Source organism: Pelagibacterium xiamenense (assembly GCF_021166475.1).
Taxonomy (GTDB): domain Bacteria; phylum Pseudomonadota; class Alphaproteobacteria; order Rhizobiales; family Devosiaceae; genus Pelagibacterium; species Pelagibacterium xiamenense.
Genome location: NZ_JAJOYS010000001.1, coordinates 404,606 through 428,659, shown reverse-complemented (window position 1 = coordinate 428,659; position 24,054 = coordinate 404,606). Strand labels below are relative to the sequence as shown.

The following is a 24,054-nucleotide window of genomic DNA, read 5'->3' as shown; positions in this document are numbered from 1 at the left end:
GCCTCTAAAAAAATTCCGGTCAGTCGGGCTTGGGCGTGAAGTCCCGGCCCGAGATGTGCGAGATGATTGTGTAGGCCATCACGCCGAGCCCGTAATACGAGGACGCCGAGGCCTCCTCACGGGGCATGACGATCATCTGGTTTTCCCGGCACGCGTGCAGGAAGTCGCAGAAATTGGGCATCACCTCTTCGAGGTAGGCGATGGCGTCGTCGGGGGTTTCGAGCGTGTCGGTGCGGTAGGTGACAAACAGGAAGTCGGCGTCGAGCTCTGGGAAGGTCTCTGCGCTCATACGCTCGAAATCCCCCTCGGGGATCGCGTCCACCCGTTGGGGGAACTGAAAGCCCGCATCGCGTAACACCCGGCCAAGCCCGCCATATGTATGCCAGGACAGCACCTCGCCGTTCACTCCCTGAATGACATTGACCGAGATGTCCGAGGTATCGATCAGGCGCTTGATTTGCTCGATCTGACTTTCGTAGCGGCCCTCCAGAACGGCGAGGGCGTCCTCAGTGCCGGTGATTTCGGCAAGGGTCTCATACATGCCCAGGTCGCCACGGACTGTGTCATCGAGCACGATTGTAGGTGCGATGGCTTCGAGTTGCTCGACCGGCGTGGTCTGCCAGGGGGTGGTGATAATAAGGTCCGGCTCGACGATGGCGACCGCCTCGATGTCCACGGGCAGATTGCCAACGAATTGGATGTCGGAATTATCGAAATCGACGCCGGTGAGCACTTTTGAAGAACGAATGAACCCCACGCCCTCCTCTGTGGTCCGCCCATGGCTCGCGGCGGGATAGACACCGAGTTCGATCAGCGGCACCGTGATGGAAAGATCGTGCAATGCGGCGATGCGCTGGGGATCGGCCGGGATCTCGACGGTGCGTCCGGCATCGTCGGTGAAGGTCACAGTTTGCTGGCCTATGGCCGGGAAAGCGGCCAAGGCAAAGACCAGGCACGCGCTGGCGACGCGGTTTATCATGGCAAGAACTTTCATGGTTGGAACTGGGGCTGTGTCGACGTCGTGACCCCGCTGAGGCACCAGCGCAGCGTGTGCTGGCCGCCGCCTTCGGCGACGACGCCGCAATTGCCCTGGACGTGGAACATTCGCGCCTTGAGGCGGATATCGAGTTCGGTGCCGTGGATGGCGGCGTGAACCGTCAGTTCCGTGCCTTCTTGAGGGTCCTCGGGCATGTCGGACGCGTCGAGCGCGACGGGGCCGGTCGTTCTTGTGTGGGTCTCGGCCCAGCGCAGGGCCGCGAGTTCGGCGACCTGCAGCGGCTCGGGCACGTCCGTACGGCCCTTATAGGCGGGCAGGAAAACCTCGCCGCGCGACAAGGCCTCGAGAAAGGCCGGCGCCTGGCCCGCCGTCATACGGCCATAGCGCTGACGTTGCGGCACGACGACAAGCGAGGCGGCAAACCGGCATCCGCCCAGATGCGTTGCCTGCACGATGTTGAACTTTTCGGGATCGGCAATGGCGGTCAAGGCCTTATAGGTCGAGAACCCGTAGCGCGCGCAGCAAGCGTCGCGGCGGCTGTCGGTGCAAACGAGAATGGTCGTGCGCGGATCGCGCGTGCCCTCGAAAACCGTGCCGTTTACGTAGTTGTCGATGGCGGCGATCAAATCCGTCTCGTTCTCGAAATCGGCAAAAACCGATTCCGGTTGGGCCTGAAGCCGGGGGAGGCTGTCGGTCTCCCCCACCTTGTCGACCAGAGCGACGTGCACGCCGTTCTGGGAGGCGTGGTGCACCGCCCTGGCCAGCGCCGGGCTCATATCCGCCGATTCCCAGCGTGGGGTCCGCCATTTGCCGCGCGGCCAGGCGAGGAGCAATGCACGCGCCGGCGCGTTGCCCGTCCCTTCGTGCGGCTCGCCCCTTTCAAGGCACAAATCGCGGCAAAAGACGTGTTTGGACATTTACGCCCCGCCTTCCTCGAACGGGACGAAATCCCGGCCCGCGATATGTGTGGTCAGAAGGTCGAGGTTCAGACCCAACGCACCGAAGGAATAGCCGTAGCTTGCGTAGGGGAAGAACAGGTATTGCCCCTCCCGGCAGGCGTGGAGAAACCCGCACCAACCCTCGAGATAGTGATCGAGCCCCGCGCGCACCTGCTCGGGCCCGTCCTCCGGCGTCGTGCCGTAGAAATTGATGACGAAGTCGCCGTCTGTCTCGGGCCAGACTTCCGGACTGATCGGCATCGACCGCGCGTCCATCTCGCGCGCCAATGCAGGCAGTTGCAGTCCCAGATCGCTGAGCGCGACAGTCAGGGCGCCCAGGTCGTTATAAACATAGACGTCTTCGCCCGCCGGGAACGAGAAGGTCACCGAAACGGTGATATCGCCCGGTTCGGGGATGAAGTGCGAGACGGTTTCTAGCTTGCGCTCATAGGCGGCTGCCAACGCCTCATAGGCGTCCGTCGTGCCCGTTACATCCGCAATCCGCCGCATGCCTTCCTTGACCGGATACTGGTTGGGATCGATGACCAGTGTCGGGGCAATGATCGACAGCTGTTCGACCTGATCTTCGAGCATGGTGACGATGAGGTCGGGTTCGAGCGCGGCGATCGCCTCGTAGTCGAGTTCGTTATAGGTGCCCACGAATTCGAAATCGGCGGTGTCGAAATCGATGCCGAGAAGGTCGGGGACCGCGCGCAGATAGGGTTTACCCCCGGCATCGATCCGCCCGGCGCTGCCCACGAGCGGTACGCCAAGTTCGAGGAGCGGCAGGGTTAGGCGGTTGTCGTTCTGGGAAACGACGCGCTGGGGATGCGCGGGCACGACGACCTCGCGACCGGCATCGTCGGTGACCGTCATGGTCTGCTGGGCGATGGCGGGGGTTACAAGAGCGGCGACCGCGTGAACGCCGGCGGCAAGTGCAGAAATCAGTTTCATCGGATTTTCCTTATTTGTCCGCGCCCAGCGGCACGAAGGGCCGCGAGGCGATGTTGGCGACGACGATGTCGAGCGTGGTGCGGAGCGACTGGAACGTGACCGCGCGCATCTCGTCGCGATGAATCATGAAAAACTGGTTGTGCCGGCCCGCGTGCAGCAGGTCGCGCCAGTTGGGGAGCATGGCGTCCCAATCGGCCGTCACCGAGCTCACGGTCTGGTCGAAGGCCGGGAAATAGGTATCGATGATGAAGTCCGCGTCGATCTCTTCGATCAGTTCGGGGCTCAATGTCGAATTGGCCTCTTCCTGCTCGGCAATGATCGCGGGCATCGAAAAGCCCAGATCGCGCAGCACCTGACTCAGCGTGCCGTAATCGCGGTAGACCCTGAGCCCGTCCTCGGCGCCGTGGGCGACGGCGACCGAAACGCTTGCCGGGTCGCCGATGGCGTCCGCGATCGTCGCGCGGGCGCGTTCGAGGCGTTCGTTGTAGCGGGCGAGAAGGCGCTCGTATTCGTCAAGCGTGCCGGCAATATTGGCGATCTTGCGGTAGCGCTCGAGCATCGACTGGCCCCAGATGTTGATGACGACCGTGGGGGCGATCAGCGCCAGCTTGTCGTAGCTCTCGGCGGAGAAGTCCGGCAGGATGATGAGGTCGGGCTCGACCGCGGCGACAGCCTCGAAATCGTGTTCGTTGGGACTGCCGACCCAGACGATACCGTCGTCGCCGAAGCGATAGTCGAGCGCGTGGTAGGCCCCACGGATATAGGGCTTGCCATCGTTGAGCAGCGGATCGGTGCGGCCCGTGGAGCCGACGATATTGGCGCCCATCTCGATAAGCGGCGCGGCGAACTGCTCGCCGCGCATGGAGACGATACGCTGGGGCGCCACGGGGATTTCCACTTCGTGGCCCATGTCGTCGACGAAGATGCGGGTGTCGTCAGCCACGGCGGGGGCCGTAAGCGCGAAGGCCACGAAGGCGACGGCGAGTATATGCTTTATCAAAAAATGCATTTGCCTATTCCAGTGAAGGGTTAGGTTTTTGGGCGCGCGCAGGACGCTGGAAACGCGTTCTGGACCAGTCGGCCGCAATCGCTACCAATTGTCGGGCCGGTCATCGGCGAATGTTTCGGGGTCGCCATCCAGCGCCGCCTCGATAGCCGTTTCGAGCCGATCGAGCGCGTAGGGCATGCTCAGGAGCGAGCCGTACGAGAAAGCACCCGTCACTTCCTTTGTGAAGACGACTTCCTGGCCATTGAGATGCGGTTCGATGAACCGGCGCACCGGAAGGTCGATAATGGGGCTGACATCGCCATCCCCATCGATCCAGACCAGCAGGTCAACGTTCATCAGGTCGATGGCTTCCTCGCTGAGATTGACCGAGGCGGTGCCGGCCGCGTCCAGCGCATCGACCGCGTCGGGCGTTTGGAAGCCGAGCTGGATAAGAAGCTGCTGCCGCGCATCGTGCGACGAATAGAGCCCGAGTTGGCCGTCGCGGGAGATCCACGCGATAAGGGCGGTCTTTCCAGCCCATTCGGGATGAGCCGCCGCGATCTCCTCGGCGCGCGCGTTGATCGCGTCGATCTGCGCGTCTGCTTCGGTCAGCTTTCCGGTCGCAAGTCCTGTGAAATGGGCACGTTCTTCCCAGGTCAGGCTCCAGTCGCCACGACCCTCGGGGACCGGAACCACGGGCGCGATCAGGCTGAGCTTTTCATACTCTTCCGGTGTCAGCGCATTATAGAGCGACAGAATGACATCGGGCTGAGCGGCGGCGATCAGTTCGAAATTGAGATCGCCGCGCTCCAGCATGACGGGTTCGCTCGTGAGGAGCGGGGAAGCCCAGGGCCACAACCCGTTCTCGTAGTCGCCATACCAGTTCTCGATCGTGACAGGCTGAATGCCCAGGGCCAGAATGTTGTCGGCCCCATTGCCATCAACCGTCGCCACCCGCTCGGGCTGCTCCTCGATGACGGTCGTGCCGAATTTGTGCTCGATGGTGAGCGGGAAGTCCTGGGCCGATGCCGAAACGACAGGCGCCAGAACGGCGGCGGCCGCAAGGGCCAGTGTCAACAACGACCGGGCAGGTTCAAAGGCTGCAGTCATGTTCTTTTCCTGTTGAGTTGGAGAATGAATTTGTAATCCAGGTCTACTGCCGGGCGTCCGGGACTTCAGTTGCCGGGTCGCCGTCGGCGGCGGCTTCGAGCATGGGCACGAGCGCTTCGAGCGCGACCGGGATCGAAAGCAGCGAGACGCGGGCGAGCGCGGCGACCGGAAGGTCGCCGAGAAACACTTCGCCGCCGGTTTCATAAGCCCGGAGGAAGACGCGGGCCGGTTCCTCGAGCGAAACCGCGACTTCGTCGTCGGTGTCGTAGTGGACGACGACGTCGGCATCGATGACGTCGAGCTGTTCGGGCGAGAGATCGAGCCAGAACCCGTCCGGGTCCGACAACTCCGCCATCGCCCCGGTGGGCACGAAGCCCATCTGGTAGAGGAACTGCGCGCGGACGTCGTATTCGGTATAGGCGAACGGCGCGCCGTCGCGAAAACCGCCGAGGACTGCGGTCATGCCCGCCCATTCAGGGTGGGACGCGGCGATGTTGGCAAGGCTGCTTTGGATGGCGGCGATCTGGCGCTCGGCCTCGGCTTCCTCCCCCAGGGCCCGTGCGACGAGACGGGCGCGCTCCTCCCAGGTGAGCCCGTAATCGCTCACGCCCTCCGGCACAGCGACCACGGGGGCGATCAGGCTGAGCTTTTCATAGTCCGCAGCCTCGATCCCCGAATAGAGCGCAACGATTACGTCGGGGTCGGTGGCGGCGATCGCCTCGAAATCGAGATCGCCGTCAAGCACGACCGGTTCGGTGGTCAGGAGATGCTCGGCCCAGGGGCCGGCGGTATGTTCGAACCCGTCCATCACCCGCCATTGGCGCACGGTAACGGGCGATACGCCAACGGCAAGGAGATTGCCGATGCCGCCATAATCGATGCTCGCGACGCGCTCGGGCTTTTGTTCGATAATGGTGGTGCCGAATTTATGCTCGAGGGTGAGCGGAAAGTCCTGCGCCGCGGCCGGGGCCGCAAGAGCGGCCAGCGCGAGCGCGACACCTGCAGTCCATTTGAAATACTTCATGGTCGTCCCCTTGCTTTCTCGGTGGGCCGCTATTGAGACACCGGCACTTCCGTTGCCGGGTCGCCGTCGATGGCCAATTCGATCGAGGGCTCGAGCACCTCGAAGGCGTATGGCAGGCTCAGGAGCGATGTATGGCTCAAAGCGCTCGTGACGAGCGGCCCGAGAAAAACCTCGCGGCCTTCCTGGACGGCGGTGAGCGTGGGGCGGAAGATGGCGCTCCGGATCGGTTCGACGCCTTCGTCGGCGAACCAGATCAAAACGTCGGCGTCAAAGACTTCCGGACGCTCGGCGGATATCTCGACGGAGAATTCACCGGGGCTCGAGAGCGCTTCGACCTCCGGGTGATTTGCGAAGCCGAGCTGGTTGAGCAGCTGCACCCGCGGGTCCGAGACGGTGTAGACATAGGGCGCGTCCTCCCAGACGGTGCCCAGCGTGATCGTCTGCCCGGCCCAATCGGGATGGCGCCCGGCGATGGCGGCGAGTTCGTCCTTGATCGCCTGCACCTGTTCCTCGGCCTCGGCTTCCATGCCGATGGCACGGCCGGCGATCAGTGCCTGCTGGTCCCACGCGAGCTCGTAGTCGCCAACGCCCTCGGGGACCGCAACGACCGGTGCGATGGCCGAGAGCTTCTCGTAGTCCCGGTCGGTGATGCCCGAATAGAGCGCGATGATGACGTCGGGATCGGTGGCGGCGATTTGCTCGAAATTGAGCTCACCTCGCAAAATCTCGGGCGAGCCCTCGAGCAGTGCGTCGGCCCAGGGCCACACGGCGCGGGGATAGTCTCCGAACCAGTATTTGACGGTGACCGGCTGGACACCGAGCGCCAGCAGGTTGTCGGCGCCGTTATAGTCGAGACTCGCGACGCGTTCGGGCTGCGCCTCGATGGTCGTGGTGCCGAATTTGTGCGCGATGGTGAGCGGGAAATCCTGCGCGACTGCCCGCCCCGCCACGAGGACGGCGAGACAGAGGACAACGATCCTTGCGAAAGGGATCATTTCAAAACTCCTCAATTTTAAAGGCAGCGGATGCGTCCCCTGCCCGGGTGCTGGTGGATCAGTCGAGCGGCACTTCGGTCGCCGGATCGCCGTCGATCGCCGCATCGATCATCGGAGCCAGCCGTTCGGCGGCCTCGGGGAGCGACAGGAGCGAACCGAACGACATGGCGCCGTTGGCAGGAGAATCGAGCGCAAGGAAAATCTCGCGGCCCTCCCTTGGCGCGCGCATGGCCTCGCGCGCGACGAGACCGGCGATTTCCGGGGAGTCCGGGGCCGCGAACCAGAAGATCACGTCGGCGTCGATCTCGGGCAATATCTCCTCGGAGATCTCGATGTAGAATTCGCCGGGCGTCGAAAGCTCGGCTACCCTGGGATGGTGCACCAGACCGAGCGCCGACACGAACCCACCGCTCGAATCGCTCACCGAATAAAGCCCCACAGATCCCGCCCAATAGGTCATCATGGCGAAGGTCTTGCCCTGCCATTGGGGGTGGGCTGCGGCGACGGCGGCAAGGGACGCCTTGACCTCCGCGATCTGCGCTGCGGCCTCTTCGGACCGGCCGAGCGCCAGGCCGGCCAGTTCGGCCTGCTCTTCCCAGTCGAGATCGTAGTCGCCCCGTCCCGGAGGCACAGCGACGACCGGCGCGATGAGCGAGAGCTTGTCGTAGTCGGCCTGGGTGATGCCCGAGCGCAGGGCGAGGATGATGTCGGGGTCGGTCGATGCGATCTGCTCGAAATTGAGATCGCCCTCGAGCACTTCGGGTTCGACCGTCGCAAGATCCTGCGCCCAGGGCCAGAGTTGGTCCTCATAGGGGCCGAACCACGCGCGGGCGGTCAGCGGCTGGAACCCCAGCGCGAGCACGTTGTCGACACCGGCGTAGTCCACCGTCGCGACACGTTCGGGCTGATGGGGAATGACCGTCGTGCCGAACCTGTTCTCGATGGTGAGCGGGAACTCCTGCGCCAGGGCAGGCGCAGAGTAAGCTGGCAGGAGACAGAGAGCGGCGAGGATGAATTTGGGCGCGGTATGTTTCATGGAATTGGCCTTAAAGATGCGATTTGGCGGCTGCCCGCTGCAGAAGGTAGACAAAGACGGGTACGCCGATGATGGCGGTGATGAGGCCTGCGGGGATCTGGATGGGCGCGAACGCGGCGCGGCCGACGAGGTCGGCGAGCGCGACAAGAAGCGCGCCACAGAGCGCCGTAAGAACCGTGTGCAGCCCGACGCCCGAACGGGCAATCCGGCGCGCCGCGTGGGGTGCCAGCAAGCCCACGAACCCCAGCGGCCCGACGATGGCGGTCGCCGCGGCGGCGAAGCCGACACCGACGCAGATAAGCGCATAGCGCACCCATTTGACCGGCGCGCCGAGCCCGACCGCGGTATCTTCGCCCATGCGCAACACCGACATGATGCGCGTAAGCCCCAGAACGAGCGGAGAGAGGACCACACACCAGACAAAGAGGATCTGCACGTCGGTCCAGCTCGCCGCGTTGATCGACCCGGCAAGCCACGAGAGCGCCGATATGGCCCTGTCGATGTCGCCATAGGTCAAGAGCGCCGATGTGATCGAGGAGATGAAGGCGGATACGCCGATGCCCAGGAGAATGAAACGGATCGCGTTGTTGCCGCGGCGGCGCTGGTAGCTCAGCGCCTGAACGAGCGTGGCGACGGCGAGCGCGCCAGAGAAGGCTATGATGGGTCGCCAGGAATAATCGAGCCCTGGCGCAGCGACGATCGCGAAGACCACCGCGAGCGCGGCGCCCTGGGATATCCCCACGAGGGACGGATCAGCGAGCCCGTTGCGGGTGACGTTCTGGAGTGCGCCGCCCGATAGCGCCATCATGGCACCGACGAGCGCAGCAGCGAGCGTACGGGGGAAGCGGAACTGCCAAACGACATTGTCGATGGCGTCCGATACGGTGGTGCCGGTCAGCGTTGTGATCACCGTTTCAAGCTCGATGCCGTAACTGCCCACAGTGAGGCTCACGCCGATGACGGCCAGAAGCAACACGGCGAGCACGCCAACCGCAACAAGCGCGCGGACCGGCAGGCGCAAAGCGACGCGCTCGCCGCGCGAGCGGATGACGACATGGTCGGAAGCGGTGCCGGCGCTCGTGCTCATCGTGCCCTCATGCGAACGAGGTGGATAAAGACCGGTGCGCCGACCATCGCTGTGATGATGCCGGTGGAAATCTCGCGGGGCGCTATCGCGATGCGCGCGATGATATCGACACCCAGGAGATAGGCAGCGCCAAGGATTGCCGAATAGGGCACGATCCAGCGATAATCCGAGCCGACGAACAGCCTCACCACGTGCGGGATGACAAGCCCCACGAACCCCATGGGTCCGGCAAGCGCGACCGCACAGGCGGTCAGAACCACGACAGTGATCAGAAGCTGCGCCTTGAGCCAGCCCGTCTTGACCCCGAGCCCCTTGGCAACGTCGTCGCCCATGGCGAGCGCGGTCACCTGCCGGGCGAGCGAGAACGCGACGAGGAGCCCCACCGCGATCCACGGGCCGGTGATATAAAGCATCTCGATGTCGCGCCCGGCGAGCGAGCCCGAGAGCCAGACGCGCAGGTTCTCGAAGGAATCCTCGTTGAGCAGATGAGCGATGGAAATAATCGCGCTGAGGAAAGCCGTTATCGCCGCGCCCGACAGCGTCAGCGTCAGGGGCGTCGCGCCACCCGGTGCCCAGAGGGCGATGAAATATACGACGAGCGCGGCAACAAGGGCGCCGGCGGCGGCGATCCAGGGCAGAAAGACGAGCGGCGCGGTGCCGAAAAAGAAGGCCGTGACGACCACCGCGAAAGAGGCGCCCGCCATCAGGCCCAGAATGCCCGGATCGGCAAGCGGGTTGCGCGTCACGCCCTGCATCAGGGCCCCCGAGACCGCGAGCGATGCACCGACGGCCAGCGCGATCAGCGCGCGCGGCAGGCGCAGGTCCCAGATGATCATGTGATCGAAAACGGTGGCGTCACGCGCGAAGATCGCTTCGAGCACCGTGCCGAGCGGCAGGGGCTTGGCGCCGACCGCGATATGGAGTGCAAAGAGCAGAACGGTGATGCCGAGCAACACCGGCACGCCGGAAAAGGCGGCGAAATGCATGCGGGCTTGGGGCTCGTGTGCCGCGGCGCTCATGCGACGCGCACCGACGCCTTGCGCCGGGCGTGCGCGCCCAGCGGTACGCAGACGAGGTGCCCGGTTTCCGCGTCGCGGACCACCCGCGCCTCGAGGTCGAAAACGTGCTTGAGCCGTTCAGCGGTGAAGATCGTCTCGGGCGCACCGGCGCAAACGATACGGCCATCCTTCATCATGACGAGATGGTCGGCATAGGCGGCAGCGAGGCTCAATTCGTGCAGCACGATGACGAGCGTGCGCCCGCGCGCATGGGCGAGGTCCGCCAGGAGCTCCATCAGGTCCACCTGGACCTTCAGGTCGAGGAACGTCGTGGGCTCGTCGAGCAGCAGAAGGTCGGTTTCCTGCGCGAGCACCATGGCGATCCAGCAGCGCTGGCGCTGGCCGCCCGAAAGCGAGTCCACCGGCCGATCGGCGAATTCGGTGATGCCGGCGGTCGCCATGGCGGCGTTGACCGCGTCCTCGTCCTCACGCGTCCATTGGCGCATCAACCCCTGGTGCGGGAAGCGGCCCTGGGCTACGAGTTCGCGCACCGTCAGCCCCTCGGGCGCGATCGGCCCCTGGGGCAGGAGCCCCATCTTGCGCGCGACGTCGCGGGTCTTGGCCGCATGCACCGATTTGCCGTCGAGCAGCACTGTGCCCGAGGACGGCGTCAGGATGCGCGCCATGGTCTTTAAGAGCGTGGACTTACCCGACCCGTTGGCGCCCACGAGCACGCTCATCTTGCCCGTCGGGATTGTGAGATCGATATCGGAAAGAATGGACGCGCCATCGTACCCCGCGCAGAGCGCGCTTGCCGCCAAGCGGATTCCGGTATCCGCACCGTTTTCGTTCCAAGCCGCCACGCCGTAACGCCCTCAAATTATGACCAGGATTGTCACGATAAGCGGGCGTATCAAAGCTGACTTTAATAGTCAACAATATATGACCCAGCAGCTGATAACGCGCTTAATAGGGAACGACCAGCGCGGCCTTCCGTTAATTCGGATGGAAACTCAGCAAGAGCTGGAGACGTATGATGGCCAATTCCTCGACATCCCGCCGCCGCGCGTCCGATGGTCGTGACTCGCGGACCGCGCGCAAAAGTGCCGAGATCAAACGCAAGGTGAGCGAAAATCTCTCGGATGCGCGCGAGGAGGCAAAAGACGATCTCGACGACATGGTGCGCGCGGCGCGTGACGATGTGCACGACATGGCCAGTGCCGCCGGCGACTATGCCAAAGGCCAAAAGGCCCAGGCCACAGAACAGATCGGTGGAATCGCGGAGGCGATCGAGCGCGCGGCGACTGAACTGGCCTCTGAGGGGCGGGACGTCGCAGAGCGTTATGCCCGCGACCTAACCACCGGGCTGAATCACCTGTCGCGATCCGCACAATCCCCCAGTGTCGATCGCGCGATGAACAATGTGAGCCGGTTCGGCCGCGAGCATCCCATCGCCTTTTTGGGACTGGCAGCTCTTTCCGGCTTCGCGATCAGCCGTTTTGCGAGCGCTTCCGCGCAACGCCTTCAGCGATCCAGTAGCGGGCACGAAAAGGACGATGGACGATGACGACACCTGACCCCACGCCGAGGGACCCGGGCATCGCCGAGCTTGTCAGTGGCCTGTTCAAGGACGTCGCGGCGTTGTTCCGGCAGGAAATCGAACTCGCGAAAACAGAAGCCGGCGAACGCCTGCAGGGCGCCGTGCGCGGGGGCCAGTTCATAGCCGTTGGTGCGGCGCTGGCGATCGGCGGTTTCCTCGCACTGCTTGGTGCAGTCGTGATCGCTCTGGGGGCCTGGCTCGAGACGACCGGACTGGACCCTGCGATCGCATACGCGCTTTCCGCGCTTGCGACGGGCATTGTCGTGGGACTTGCCGGTGGGATTCTGATTTCCTCAGGCGTGGGGAGGATCAGGGACTCCAATTTTAAACTGACCCGGACGGTCGACACGCTGCGCGAGGATATCGAAGCGGCAAAGGAGAGATTCTGATGGCAAGTGAACGCAAGACATCGCGCCAACTCGAACGCGAAATCGATGCCCGCCGTATGCGCATCGAACAAAAGGCTGACCAGCTGTCCACGCGCCTCTCTCCCGGCCATCTGATCGATGAGGCATTGCGATTTACCAAGGACGGACCGCTGGCCGGGTATGCCGACAATGTCAAACGCAACGTCATCGCCAACCCCCTGCCGGTCCTCCTCGTGGGTGCGGGCCTCGCGTGGCTCGTGTCGCGCCCTGCATCGGGGAATGATGAAGTTCCGACCGATCGCCGGGTGACCCAGTCGTCTGGCTATGACGACGAGGAATGCGAATATCCCGTGGCCGTCATCAAGGGCACATGGTTGCAGCGCGTCGAGGTCGTTGATGCAGAGGACGGCAAGCGCCACAGCGCGTTTACCGACCAGGCCGGACGAAAGTTCAAGGCGCTGACCGACGAGATCGGAAACAGGGCCGGTCATTTCACCGACGAGGCGGGACATATCTTCCAGGGCTTTATCGACGAAGCCGGGCACAGGATCACCGATTTCCGGGACGAGGCCGGCCAACGGATCAGCCGGGCCCGGGGCTGGGCCTCGCACAATTGGCGGCAATTCGAAGAAGGCGCCGGGCAACTGGGCGATCGGCTGCAGACCGCGTCTTCGCAACTCGGCGCGCAAGCCACTCGTGCCGGGGACGCGGTGGCCGATCAGGCCAAGCACGCCGGCGGCATTGTCGACGATTTTGTGCACGATCAGCCGCTGGTGAGCGGGGCGATTGCCTTTGCCGTTGGCGCCTTGTTAGGGGGCAGCCTGCCGCAAACCCGCCAGGAAGACAAAAGCCTGGGCGAGGCGTCGGATTCCGTGCGCCGTGCCTTTGACGACGCGGCAGAAGGTCTCGAAGGCCTCTACGAACGGGGTCGCGAGGCGGCCGGGGAGCTCCACGACCGCGCACGCGACACCGCTGATCGGGTGCACGAGAAGCTGCGGGATACCGCCTCGGACGCACAGGATGCGGCCGACACGGAGGACGAAAAAGCGGCCGACCGGTAACGATAGAAAAACGGGCGCGGACTGCCTGCGCCTTGAAACCCTCCTAGGGATGATCTGCGATCATTTCGATGATCCGACGGCGTTTGCGGCGCGATCGGATCTGGGTGGTGTGTATCGTTTCAGGATAAAGATACCAGTAGGTGCCTCGCCAATCGGCCTTGAACCTCCGCTTGGCGCCAATCGGAAGATCTTCGGACGCGTAGTCCGCGATAATCATGACTTCGGCATGGATCGGACCGTTCAGGTCATCTGCAAAGGCTCCGTCGTACTCGGCCTTTGCTACGCTGTTGATCAGCGTGTCGAAGCTGCCGAGGACATAATAGCTTCCCGGCATGAGCGGCCGCTGGTGCGTCCTGCTTCGAGGATCCTCGGGCTGTTCACCGGCGTCGAGCACATCGCCGATATCCGTTATCGCACGGGTCCAGGTCTTCCCGTCGACCTCGAGCGTGATCAGGACACTTTCGATATAGATCGCATCCGAACTCATATTGCTCACGAAACAATGAGCATCGAGTGCAGAGCCGGCCGCGCGGTTGATCACGATTTTCGGCCGTACCTGGCGGCGATAGCTATACAGAAACACCTGCAGATACGTTATCCACACAATGAGCATGCCGATGCTTCCGAGGGCGTTGATCACATCGGCATGCGCAACGATCCAATCGATCATGACCAGCGCCCGGCGAACAGCGGCTCTATGGGATGGCGCGACTTGGCCATCCGCAGCTTGCTCATCACGTCCGGGGTCGAGCCGGTTTCATCCTCGGTTTCCAGTTCGATGTCATAGGCGCGTTGCGGATTTGTCCTTGCCCCGACGAGAACGAACTCGGCGCCTTCATAATCCAGAAGGCGGACATCCTCGCGCGCGAACCGGCGATCCCGGAATTCGTCCTGCAGCGATTCGGGATAGTCCGCCTTGCCGCCCTCATCGAGGCCGGCGCTTTTCGGGCTGCCTTTTTCGGGGTTCTTGACCGAGAGGGCGAAGCTGGCCTCCTGGGCGATGTTGAACGCCTTTTGAACCTCGCCGGGCTCTTCGGGCAATTCAAGTGCGTAGGAGAGATGCAGCTGACCGTCTTCGAGCGTCACAGCATATACGCCCTCACCGGCCGGCCGGGCGGCGGGTTGCTCCTGTTCTCCCCGCGTTTGAGTGCCGTAATGCTTTTCCCGCAGCGTTTTTTCGAGATTCGATTCTGAACGCTCAACCGCGTCGACGAAACCCCATTCGCGCTCGTGCTCGGTCACGTCCGGCAGCCGCTTGCGGCCAACAACCATGAGGCGCACATGTTTGCCGCCGCGCGGGCGCAGGGCCATGTAGAACCTTTGGACATCGCCCAGGCGGTCAGGCTCGTCTTCGTTCACGTCCGGCGAATAGAGGAAAAAGATGTCACCTTCCTCGAGTGCGCCGTCAATCTCATTCCGTGACGTCATATCCGCCTCCTTCATTCGTTTTACCAGGGAGGAAGCACGCGGATGCCGCACGCTTCCTCTAGCCGCAACGAGAACGCATGGACGCCGTTCCGGAGCCGCCGGCCCGGGACTACCTGGGTTAGAAGCCAAGACGCCGGGGGAAGTTCCGGCCCGATCCGGCCAGTCGGCCGGGGAACACGCTTTTCCCGGTTTCCCCGTTAGCCACCAGGCGAGCAAAAGTTGGAACCTTTTTCGGGTTCCAGGACTCTACCCTCAAAGCCGATTTTTGTTGCACACGAGACATTTGGCGGGACAGGCTTTGTTTGAGCAATTCGGTCATCTCAGCCAGCATATGGCCCTGCATATTGTGCTGATGAATTTTCTGGTGCCGCTGGGGATCGGTGCCGCACGCGGCACATTCGACTTCCCCATCTGGCGCAGCTGGCCACTGGCGACCGCAGTGCAGCTCCTGCTGCTCTGGGGGTGGCATGCCCCACCCGTACTTGCAGCTGCGATGCATGCCCCGGCGCTGATGATCCTCATGCATGTGAGCCTCGTCCTCGCCGCGGCGTGGTTCTGGGCGGCGGTGTTCTCGGTCCCGCAGGAAGGGGGATGGCGCGCCATTTTCGCGCTTCTGATATCGGGCAAGCTGTTTTGCCTTTTGGGCATACTGCTCGTGTTCGCGCCGCGCCAGGTTTATGCCGGGATGACGCATACCGCGCTCGATATCGAGGCGGCGCTCGCCGATCAGCACCTGGCGGGGCTCATCATGGTCGTCGCTTGCCCGCTCAGCTATGTTCTTGCCGGTGTGGTCATCGCGGCGCGGTGGTTCATGGCGCTCGAGGCGAGGGCGTAATGGCGGGGGAAGACAAAAACAAACCCGCGCTCGTCAAGCCGTTGACGCGTTGGCAACGCATCGGCATCGCGGCGGGTATTCTTGCGGGCGTGTTATTGGTGGCCGGTACGATCTTTGTGTGGTCGGGCGTCTATAACATCAGCGCACGCGCCGAACACTGGACGATCACCGATTGGCTGATCGCGACGACACGGGACCAGTCGATCGAGGCATCCGCCAGTGGCGTCGTCATCCCATCGGATTTTCGCGATGGCGATCGGGCTGCCCTCGGCCGCGAACATGTCAGAAGCGCGTGCATCGAGTGCCATGGCGCGCCGGGCTCGGAAAACAATCCGATCTACGATCATATGCTGCCCGAGCCGCCGGACCTGACCTACGCGGCGGACGATTACAGCGCCAAGGAGCTGTTCTGGATCGTTCACAACGGCATGAAATATACCGGCATGCCCGCGTGGCCGGCCGAGAGCCGCGACGACGAAGTCTGGTCGGTCGTGGCCTTTCTCGAGCATCTCAACCAAGAGGGCGCCGCGGCATTCGAGCCCCTGCCCGCAGCAGGGCAAGGTGAAACCGGCGAGGCGGTCGCGCAGCTCGAGAACTGCGTGCGATGCCATGGCGACGCGGACCGCCCGCCCCTTGGCACGTTCGTTCCGGTCCTCCACGGCCAATCGCGGGACTATCTTGTCCGTGCGCTGCGCGAATATCGCGATCATGTCCGGCCCAGCGGCATCATGGAGCCCGTCGCGCACGAGATGACGGACACAGAGATTACCGAACTCGCATCCTTTTATGCCGAGCTGGCACCCCCTGCGCGTGACTGGCAATTTCCCGAAAACCAGGTCGCGCGCGGGCGTGAGATCGCGCTTTCGGGTCTGCCCGAAGAGGACGTACCGGCTTGTATGTCCTGCCATGGCGGGAACAACGCGGACTTCCCCCTCCTTGCCGGGCAGCCCGCAAACTACACCTCCGCGCAACTGCGCCTCTGGAGCGAGGGCGGCCGGAGCCGCTCGGGATATGGCGCGATCATGGCCGAAGTCGCGCAACGCATGTCCGCCGAGGACATCGACGCTGTCAGCGCCTTTTTCGCTTCGCTCGCGGCGGAGGATGCGGGGCAATGAGGTTTTTAAAGAGAGCCGTTCCGGCCATTGTTGCCCCTGCCGCACTGGCAGGCTGCTCAAACATCCAGTCCGCTTTCGCGCCAATGGGTGTCGAAGCGGAACGCACGAATGTCCTTTTCTGGGTGATGACGGCGGGGGGCACGCTCATCTTCATTGCCGTCCTCATCGCTGCCAGCGTTTCGATCTTCGGTGGCGAACGGGCACGAAAGCTTCTCGCGCGCGAATGGTTTGTCACGGCCGCAGGCATCTGGTTCCCGGTCGTCGTCCTGTCGACCCTGCTGGTCTATGGCTTCATCGCCCTCGGGGCTGGCGCCGCTCCCGAGCGCGCACAGAACGGATTGAAGATTTCCGTTGAAGGCGAGCTGTGGTGGTGGCGCGTTACCTACGAGCGGCCGGACGGAACGGTCGTCGAGACCGCCAACGAGTTGCATCTGCCTGTCGGCGAGCCCGTGCAGGTGGCGCTGACGAGCACGAACGTCATCCATAGCTTCTGGGCACCCCGGATCGCGGGCAAGCTCGACATGATCCCCGGACGAACCAACACGTTGACGCTCACGGCGACCGAGGAAGGTGTCAGCCGTGGGCAGTGCGCGGAATATTGCGGCGGCGCGCACGCGCTGATGAGTTTCTTCGTCATCGCGCAGTCGCCCGAGGAATTCGAGGCCTGGCTCGCCGCCGAGGCGCGGCCAGCCGAGGAGCCGGAAGGCGAAGCCGAAACCCGGGGCCGAGACCTGTTTTTCGCGGCGGGATGCGGCGCATGCCATACGGTGCGCGGCACCGCTGCCGAGGGCACCATCGGCCCGGACCTGACCCATGTGGGCGCGCGCCGTTCGCTGGCCGCCGCAACGCTCCCCAACGATGCCGAGGCGTTCGCGGATTGGATCGTCGACAACCAGCATATCAAGCCCGAAAACAAGATGCCCGCCTACGATATCTTCAGCGATGAGGACGTCTCGGATCTCGCCAGATATCTCGAGGGGCTGAACTAGCCATGTTCGACTTCACGCAATTCAATCTTCTGATCAATCTGGCGATCTTCGCGGTCGCGTCAGTCGCCGTGTGGATGGCCGGCGCCCACATCACGCGGATGGCCAACTCCATCAGCCACAAGACAGGCATCGGCCAGGCTGCAATCGGCATGGTACTGCTGGCGGGCGTGACCTCGCTTCCCGAAATCGGGGTGACCGTCACTTCGGCTGCAGCCGGGGAGGCGGCGTTGGCCGTCAACAATCTCTTCGGTTCGATTTCCGCACAGATCGTCATTCTTGCGATCATCGATATTCTGATCAGCAAGCGCGCACTGACGTCGTCCCTGCCCGATCCTACCGTTCTGCTCCAGGGCGGGCTCAATGTGCTCTTGCTGTCCATCGCGACAGCCGGAATGGTCGTGGGAGACGTTTCGGTTTTCGGGATCGGTGCGTGGGCCTGGATCAGCGCCGTCGCATACGCCTTCGCGATCTATCTGCTCTCCAAGTCGAACGGCAAACCGTGGCTTGCCGCGCGGCTGGGCGAGGTCGACCACCGGTTGAACGAACAGCAGATCGAAGCGGAAAAGCAGGACGCCTCGCAATATTCGGGACGATCCTTGCGCGATCTCGTCATTCGCACCGCGGGTCTGGCCCTGGTCATTCTGATCGCCGGATACGTGCTTTCGCGCACCGGTAGCGCGCTGGCCGAGCAGACCGGGCTGGGCGGAAGCCTTGTCGGGTTTGTCCTGTTGGCCTTTGCGACGTCGCTTCCCGAGTTCAGCACCACCGTAACCGCAGCGCGCGCGGGTCTTTACACATTGGCGGTCTCGGACATTCTGGGCACCAATCTGATCAATGTGGGGCTCTTGTTCGTTATCGACCTCGTGGCGCAGGGCGAGCCCGTGCTCAACAGCGTTGGCCCTTTTGCGGCGTTCGGCGCCCTGCTCGGCATCGGCCTTACGGCGCTGTTCCTGATCGGCATGGCCGAGCGCGCGGACAAAACCGTGCTGCGCATGGGGTTCGATTCCGTGGCCGTGTTCATCTGCTACGGCGCAGGCCTTGTCGTTCTCTACTTTCTCAGGTGAAGCCGAATATGAGTACGACCGAAGAGAAAAAACTACCCAATTCAGGCCCCCGCCCCGAGCACGAACTTGAGGACCTCAAACGCGTCTGGGCGACGCCCAAGGGCATCAGACTCGTCACGGCGGTAAACAACACCGTAATCGGCACGCTCTATATCGGCGTCGCTTTTCTCTTTTTCGTTCTCGCCGGCGTTTTGGCGCTGGTGATGCGCATGCAACTCGCCGTTGGCGACAACACGCTCGTGAGTCAGGACCTCTACAACCAGTTGTTCACCGTTCACGGCACGACGATGATGTTTCTTTTTGCCGTGCCCGCGGTCGAGGCGCTCGGCGTCATGCTGCTTCCACAAATGCTTGCGGCGCGCGACCTGCCGTTTCCGCGGCTTTCGGCCTTCGCCATATGGGCCTATGTGATCGGCGGGCTCGTTTTCTTTTCGACCATTTTCTACGACCTCGCCCCCAAGGGGGGATGGTTCATGTATCCGCCCAACACGCTCACCGAATTTTCACCGGGCGACAATGCCGATTTCTGGCTCCTGGGCATCGGCTTTATCGAGATATCGGCGATCGCGGGGGCCATCGAGATCGTCGTCGGTGTCCTGCGCACGCGGCCGCCGGGGATGACGCTCGCCAAGATGCCGATTTTCGCATGGGCGATGCTCATTTTCGCCGCGATGATCATCTTCGCGTTCCCCGCCGTGATCCTCGCCACGATGCTGCTCGAGATCGAGCGCGCGTTCGGATGGCCGTTCTTTTCGGCGGAACTGGGTGGCGATTCCCTGCTCTGGCAGCACCTGTTCTGGTTTTTCGGACACCCGGAGGTCTACATCATCTTCCTGCCGGCGGCCGGCCTCGTCTCGATGATCGTGCCCACCATGGCGCAGACCCCGCTGGTTGGATATCGCCTCATTGTGGTTGCGCTGATCGCCACGGGATTTTTCTCGTTCGGGCTATGGGTCCACCATATGTTCACCACCGGAATTCCCGGACTGAGCCTCGCGTTTTTCTCGGCGGCCAGCATGGCGGTCGCCATACCCTCCGGCATCCAGGTCTTTTCCTGGATCGCGACGATCGCGGCGGGCCGCAAGCGTTTCAGGATCACGGTCCCGTCGCTGTTTGTGCTCGGCTTTCTGTTCATCTTCACGCTGGGCGGGCTGACGGGCGTCATGGTTGCGATCGTGCCCTTCGATTTCCAGGCGCATGACAGCTACTTCATCGTCGCCCATTTCCATTATGTGCTGATCGGCGGCATGGTCTTTCCGCTCTTTGCCACCTTCTACTACTGGGCACCTATGGTGAGCAAAAAGATGCTTTCGGAGCGCCTTGGAAAGTGGGCGTTCTGGCTCATGTTCATCGGGTTCAACGTCACCTTTTTCCCCATGCACATCACCGGGCTTGCGGGGATGCCCCGGCGGGTCTGGACCTATCCAAGCAATCTGGGATGGGACGTCCTCAACATGATCTCGACCGCCGGAGCCTTCGTCATCGCCGCCGGTGTTCTTGTCTTCATCATCGATCTCATCCGCAACTTCCGCTTCGGCGAGGGCGGCGCCGAGAACCCCTGGGGTGCCGGAACGCTCGAGTTCCTGCCCAACGACGTCTATTCGACCCGTTCGATCCCGCATGTGACCAGCCGCGAGCCGCTATGGGACAATCCCGATCTGCCCAGGGAGGTCGAGGCGGGGCTGCATTACCTCCCCAATGCACCAACCGGCGGGCGCGAAACGATCGTCACCTCGGCGGTCGAGGCAAAGCCTCAATATGTCCTCCAGATGCCGGGAGCGGGATGGACGCCCTTTCTGGCGGCGGCGTTTACGGCAGGCGGCTTCCTGCTCCTGACCATCAAGGAGGTCGGGCTGGGGATCGCGTCGGGCACGCTGGCCATCCTCCTGTGCCTTCTCTGGACCTGGCAGTTGGACAAGCCCAGCCAGGGCGAGGTCGACATCGGCGGCGGGTACAAATTGCCGACCTATATGACAGGCCCCAATTCCCACAGCTGGTGGGCCATGGTGGTGCTGATGCTGGTGGCGTCGGCACTCTATATTTCGTACTTCTTTTCCTACCTTTATCTCTGGACCGTTTCACCCGATGTCTGGGCGCCGAACGGATCGCCCGCGCCACCATCGCTTGTGTTTCCCGTCGGATCGGCCGCGATGTTCGCGGGCGGGTCGGCGCTGATGGCGTGGCTCGGCAAGCGCTTGCCCGAGCCGAACGTCCGGACGCCCGGCGTGCCTGCCGGCCTCGTCATCGCCGCCCTGCTGCTGGGCGGGGGTGTCGCGCTCGAGATCCTCGGGCATATGCAGACAGGGCTCGATCCCACGGCCTCGAGCTATGGCGCCATGGTCTATATGGCGCCGATCCTGACCGGGCAGGCGGCGTTTGCCGCCATCGTCATGTGCCTTTTCGCCGGGGCCCGCCATCTGCGCGGAGGCATGGACAAGCAGCGCCGCGTAACCTTCGACAATGCCGCGCTGCTTTACTACTACACGGCGGCGCAAGGGGTGTTCGGTCTCGTGCTGATCCACGGCTTCCCACGGTTGATCGGGTGATATCATGAGTGATGCCACATCTCCGCGCCGCATGGTTGGCACGTTCGTTTTCATCCTGGCGGGCCCCATTCTGTGGGCCATCCAGCTCACGGCGATCTACGGGTCCCAGTCGGCCCTGTGCGCCGCCGGCATCGGCACCTCGAGCGGCGGCGGAAACGCGCTGGTATTGTGGAGCGTGGTGATCGCCTCGCTCATTCCGGCCGGCGTGGCGACCTGGGCCATTCTCGCGCCGGCGGCGAGCTATCGGCTGCTTGCGGGAGAAAGAGGCGATGCCGCACAGTGGGGGTTTCTACGCGGCGTCATGCGGCTTTTGACGGGGCTTTCGATCCTCGCGATGGCCTATGCGGCGCTCGGCGCGGTTTTTCTGCCCGAATGCGCATCCTTGCGATAGACGATCAGGCGACAGCTTCGACCATCGCCCTGGTCACCGACTGATTGAGCTCGAAATAGTCCATCCAGGGCTTGGCGTTGCGCGCCCGATCCACCGCGGCCTCCAGGGAAAACGCGTTCGCCTTGTCGATGCCGTCGAGCTCGTTCCAATCGAGTGGAACGGCGACGGGCGCTCCTTCACCCGCGCGTGTCGAAAAAGGCGAAATGGCGGTCGAGCCCCGTTCGTTGCGCAGGTAGTCGATAAAGATCTTGCCCGCGCGCTTGGCCTTGGACGCGGTTGCGATGAATGTTTGAGGATCCTCGGCGGCGATTTTTTTGGCAAGTCCGGCGGAGAAGGCCTTGACCTCGTCCCAACCCGCGCGCCGCACGAGTGGCGCAATAACGTGGATGCCCTTGCCCCCTGTGACCATGGGATACGACCGAAGCCCGAGCGCCTCGAGTTCGTCGCGCAGCCGGAAGGCGGCCGATCTGACGTCGGAGAAGGCAAGGCCCTCGTCGGGGTCGATATCGAATACGATGCGCTCGGGCTTCTCAACCTTGTCGCGGCGGACACCCCAAAGGTGGTATTCCAGCACGCCCATCTGGACGCCGGCGATGAGCCCGGCGAGGTCGTCGAGGTAGAAGTAGTCGGCCTTCTCGCCGGACTTTTCCGTGATATCCACGGACTTCATGGCGTCCGCAAACCCACCGGTATCGTGCTTTTGGAAAAAGCATTGCCTGGCACGGCCGGCGGGACACCGCACGAGGCTAAGGGGGCGATCCGCGATGAAGGGCAGCATGGCGTCGGCGACCGCGGCGTAATACGCAACGAGGCGCGCCTTGGTGACGCCCTGGCCGGGGAAAAGGATTTTGCCAGGACTGGTGAGCCGCACACCGGCGGCTTCGGCGGCGGCAATGCCGTCATCTTCGCTGAGCGCATCCATTCCACCGTCTCCGGAAATTGGCGTTGCAGGGTTTTCGTTCACCGGCTTCGCCGTTTCGAGCGAGACGCCGGTGGCCGTCTTGTCTTCGCGCAGGCCAAGGAAAGCGGGGTGCCGCAGTACACCATCGGACGTCCGCTCGGTGTAGGCGACCTCGCCCAGAAGGTCGGGGCGGACCCAGTGCGCCTCGCGCGCGAACGCCTTGGGAACGCCTGAAATCGGGGCCGTTTTGCGCGCGCGGGCGTCGAGTTTTTTCTGGATGCGGGCGCGGTCGTCGTCCGAAAAGCCCGTACCCACGCGCCCGCGATAGACGAGCTTGCCATCTTCTTCGGTCGCGAGCAGCAACGAGGCAAAGCCCTTGCGCTTATTTGAAGGCGACCAGCCGACAATGATGAATTCCTGCCGAAGCGTACATTTGACCTTGAGCCAGGACTTTCCACGCCCCGACCGATAGGGGGCGCTGGCCCGCTTGGCGATGATACCTTCGTGCCCCGCTTCGCAAACGGCGTCGAGAACGTCCTCTCCGCGCCCCTCCATGTCCGGCGAATATTGGATCGCCGCATGCTTTGGCTGGCGGCCGATGAGCTTTGCGAGCGCTTTCTTGCGGTTTCGAAGCGGCTCGTCGCGCAACGATTTGCCATCCTGCTCGAGCAGGTCAAAGGCGAAAAAAGCAAGAGGGCCGCCCTCGGACAGGGTGGTCTGGAGCGTTGAAAAACTGGTTTTACCGTTTTCGAAAGCGCAGACTTCGCCATCGATCAGCGCCGACCCCCTCGTCAACCGCGAAAGCGGTTCGACGAGCACGCCGAATTTGTCCGTCCAGTCATGGCCGCGCCGCGAGTAGATCCTGACGGCGTCGTCAGATAGAGCAGCAAGCGCGCGGTAGCCGTCGTATTTCATTTCAAAGAGCCAGTCGTCCCCCTTCGGGACGGCGTCGACAAGGGTGGCCAGTTCGGGTTCGTGGTAGCCGGGCAGTTTCGCGTTGGAGTGGCTTTTCCGCGCTTTCGCGTCCTCGACCGGTTCCGATGGCCTTGACGCCTCGTCCTTGGCGATCGCGGCCATCTTGCGGCCGGTCGAGACGCTGGTATCTGGGCTGGTCAATGCGTCCTTGTTCCGTGCTTCGGCGTCGCGTTCCTTGACGAGAAGCCAGTTCTCGCGTGCCTCGCCTTTCTTGCCGCGCATGCGGATAAGCGCCCAGCCCCCCTTCATGCGTTCGCCGTCGAGCGTGAAAGAGAGTTTGCCCGACTTCAGGCCCTTGCGCGGATCGCCCTCGGGCGTCCACGTACCGAAATCCCAGAGCATGACGGTGCCCCCGCCATACTCATCGGGGGGGATCGTCCCCTCGAAGCGGGCATAGTCCAGGGGGTGGTCCTCGGTGCGAACGGCGAGGCGTTTGTCCTCGGGGTTGGCGCTCGGCCCCTTGGTCACGGCCCAGCTCTTGAGGACGCCGTCGAGCTCCAGCCGGAAATCGTAGTGCAGGGTGGAAGCGTCATGCTTTTGCACCACGAAGATATTGCCGGCGCCCTGCGCCGCCGAGCCTTTCGGCTCCCGGGTTTTCGAAAAATCGCGTTTCTTCCGGTACTCGGCCAGAAGGCCGTGCGCACGTGCCATGGG

Annotated in this window: 23 protein-coding genes; 9 read left to right on the top strand and 14 right to left on the bottom strand. The window is 63.4% G+C overall.

Going from position 1 to position 24,054, the window contains the following annotated elements; all coding sequences use genetic code 11:
- Positions 1 to 19 precede the first annotated feature (19 nt).
- From LSG43_RS02115 to LSG43_RS02065, 11 genes are all read right to left on the bottom strand, one after another.
- Entirely contained in the window at positions 20 to 979 is a 960-nt protein-coding gene (locus tag LSG43_RS02115) for an ABC transporter substrate-binding protein (protein WP_231800909.1), read from the bottom strand.
- Between the two features lie 11 nt (positions 980 to 990).
- Positions 991 to 1,914, bottom strand: coding sequence for a sucrase ferredoxin (locus tag LSG43_RS02110; RefSeq protein WP_231800908.1), 924 nt, complete (start codon positions 1,912 to 1,914; stop codon positions 991 to 993).
- Positions 1,915 to 2,889 carry an ABC transporter substrate-binding protein gene (locus LSG43_RS02105; RefSeq protein ID WP_231800907.1) on the bottom strand — a complete coding sequence of 325 codons (975 nt, stop codon included), beginning with the start codon at positions 2,887 to 2,889 and terminating at the stop codon, positions 1,915 to 1,917.
- A gap of 10 nt (positions 2,890 to 2,899) precedes the next feature.
- Positions 2,900 to 3,898 carry an ABC transporter substrate-binding protein gene (locus tag LSG43_RS02100; RefSeq protein ID WP_231800906.1) on the bottom strand — a complete coding sequence of 333 codons (999 nt, stop codon included), beginning with the start codon at positions 3,896 to 3,898 and terminating at the stop codon, positions 2,900 to 2,902.
- A gap of 81 nt (positions 3,899 to 3,979) precedes the next feature.
- Positions 3,980 to 4,987 carry an ABC transporter substrate-binding protein gene (locus LSG43_RS02095; RefSeq protein WP_231800905.1) on the bottom strand — a complete coding sequence of 336 codons (1,008 nt, stop codon included), beginning with the start codon at positions 4,985 to 4,987 and terminating at the stop codon, positions 3,980 to 3,982.
- Between the two features lie 43 nt (positions 4,988 to 5,030).
- Positions 5,031 to 6,011: an ABC transporter substrate-binding protein gene (locus LSG43_RS02090; RefSeq protein WP_231800904.1), complete on the bottom strand. Its 981-nt coding sequence runs from the start codon at positions 6,009 to 6,011 to the stop codon at positions 5,031 to 5,033.
- Positions 6,012 to 6,040: 29 nt separating this feature from the next.
- On the bottom strand, positions 6,041 to 7,006 hold the full coding sequence (locus LSG43_RS02085; protein WP_231800902.1) for an iron-siderophore ABC transporter substrate-binding protein: 966 nt from the start codon (positions 7,004 to 7,006) through the stop codon (positions 6,041 to 6,043).
- Positions 7,007 to 7,064: 58 nt separating this feature from the next.
- A complete protein-coding gene (locus LSG43_RS02080; RefSeq protein ID WP_231800901.1) occupies positions 7,065 to 8,042 on the bottom strand; it encodes an ABC transporter substrate-binding protein in 978 nt (325 codons plus the stop codon).
- Between the two features lie 10 nt (positions 8,043 to 8,052).
- Positions 8,053 to 9,129 carry a FecCD family ABC transporter permease gene (locus tag LSG43_RS02075; protein WP_231800900.1) on the bottom strand — a complete coding sequence of 359 codons (1,077 nt, stop codon included), beginning with the start codon at positions 9,127 to 9,129 and terminating at the stop codon, positions 8,053 to 8,055.
- Positions 9,126 to 10,148, bottom strand: a complete 1,023-nt coding sequence (locus LSG43_RS02070) for a FecCD family ABC transporter permease (RefSeq protein ID WP_231800899.1) — start codon at positions 10,146 to 10,148, stop codon at positions 9,126 to 9,128. Before LSG43_RS02070 ends, LSG43_RS02075 begins: the two co-directional genes overlap by 4 nt.
- A complete protein-coding gene (locus LSG43_RS02065) occupies positions 10,145 to 10,990 on the bottom strand; it encodes an ABC transporter ATP-binding protein (protein ID WP_231800898.1) in 846 nt (281 codons plus the stop codon). Before LSG43_RS02065 ends, LSG43_RS02070 begins: the two co-directional genes overlap by 4 nt.
- 170 nt (positions 10,991 to 11,160) lie before the next feature.
- On the opposite strand from LSG43_RS02065, the gene LSG43_RS02060 reads away from it, so the two are divergent.
- The 3 genes from LSG43_RS02060 to LSG43_RS02050 are packed head-to-tail and all read left to right on the top strand — an operon-like array spanning position 11,161 to position 13,156.
- A complete protein-coding gene (locus LSG43_RS02060; protein WP_231800896.1) occupies positions 11,161 to 11,694 on the top strand; it encodes a hypothetical protein in 534 nt (177 codons plus the stop codon).
- On the top strand, positions 11,691 to 12,116 hold the full coding sequence (locus LSG43_RS02055; protein WP_231800894.1) for a phage holin family protein: 426 nt from the start codon (positions 11,691 to 11,693) through the stop codon (positions 12,114 to 12,116). Before LSG43_RS02060 ends, LSG43_RS02055 begins: the two co-directional genes overlap by 4 nt.
- Complete coding sequence (locus LSG43_RS02050; RefSeq protein ID WP_231800892.1) at positions 12,116 to 13,156, top strand: hypothetical protein; 1,041 nt, start codon at positions 12,116 to 12,118, stop codon at positions 13,154 to 13,156. The genes LSG43_RS02055 and LSG43_RS02050 overlap by 1 nt, the downstream gene beginning before the upstream one ends.
- A gap of 43 nt (positions 13,157 to 13,199) precedes the next feature.
- Here the strand turns inward: LSG43_RS02050 and LSG43_RS02045 are convergent, their stop codons facing one another.
- Positions 13,200 to 13,826 carry a hypothetical protein gene (locus LSG43_RS02045; RefSeq protein ID WP_231800890.1) on the bottom strand — a complete coding sequence of 209 codons (627 nt, stop codon included), beginning with the start codon at positions 13,824 to 13,826 and terminating at the stop codon, positions 13,200 to 13,202.
- A complete protein-coding gene (locus LSG43_RS02040) occupies positions 13,823 to 14,584 on the bottom strand; it encodes a hypothetical protein (protein WP_231800888.1) in 762 nt (253 codons plus the stop codon). Before LSG43_RS02040 ends, LSG43_RS02045 begins: the two co-directional genes overlap by 4 nt.
- A 298-nt stretch (positions 14,585 to 14,882) precedes the next feature.
- Between LSG43_RS02040 and LSG43_RS02035 the strand changes: the two genes are divergently transcribed.
- Genes LSG43_RS02035 through LSG43_RS02010 form a run of 6 tightly spaced genes read left to right on the top strand, consistent with a single transcriptional unit; the run spans position 14,883 to position 21,524 of the window.
- Positions 14,883 to 15,419, top strand: a complete 537-nt coding sequence (locus LSG43_RS02035; protein ID WP_231800887.1) for a cytochrome c oxidase assembly protein — start codon at positions 14,883 to 14,885, stop codon at positions 15,417 to 15,419.
- Entirely contained in the window at positions 15,419 to 16,534 is a 1,116-nt protein-coding gene (locus tag LSG43_RS02030) for a c-type cytochrome (RefSeq protein WP_231800886.1), read from the top strand. Before LSG43_RS02035 ends, LSG43_RS02030 begins: the two co-directional genes overlap by 1 nt.
- A complete protein-coding gene (locus tag LSG43_RS02025) occupies positions 16,531 to 17,523 on the top strand; it encodes a cytochrome c oxidase subunit II (RefSeq protein ID WP_231800885.1) in 993 nt (330 codons plus the stop codon). The genes LSG43_RS02030 and LSG43_RS02025 overlap by 4 nt, the downstream gene beginning before the upstream one ends.
- A gap of 2 nt (positions 17,524 to 17,525) precedes the next feature.
- On the top strand, positions 17,526 to 18,587 hold the full coding sequence (locus LSG43_RS02020; protein WP_231800883.1) for a sodium:calcium antiporter: 1,062 nt from the start codon (positions 17,526 to 17,528) through the stop codon (positions 18,585 to 18,587).
- 8 nt (positions 18,588 to 18,595) lie between these two features.
- On the top strand, positions 18,596 to 21,133 hold the full coding sequence (ctaD, locus tag LSG43_RS02015) for a cytochrome c oxidase subunit I (RefSeq protein ID WP_231800882.1): 2,538 nt from the start codon (positions 18,596 to 18,598) through the stop codon (positions 21,131 to 21,133).
- Positions 21,134 to 21,137: 4 nt separating this feature from the next.
- Entirely contained in the window at positions 21,138 to 21,524 is a 387-nt protein-coding gene (locus tag LSG43_RS02010; protein ID WP_231800880.1) for a hypothetical protein, read from the top strand.
- 4 nt (positions 21,525 to 21,528) lie between these two features.
- Here the strand turns inward: LSG43_RS02010 and ligD are convergent, their stop codons facing one another.
- A complete protein-coding gene (gene ligD / locus LSG43_RS02005) occupies positions 21,529 to 24,051 on the bottom strand; it encodes a DNA ligase D (protein ID WP_231800878.1) in 2,523 nt (840 codons plus the stop codon).
- Positions 24,052 to 24,054 lie beyond the last annotated feature (3 nt).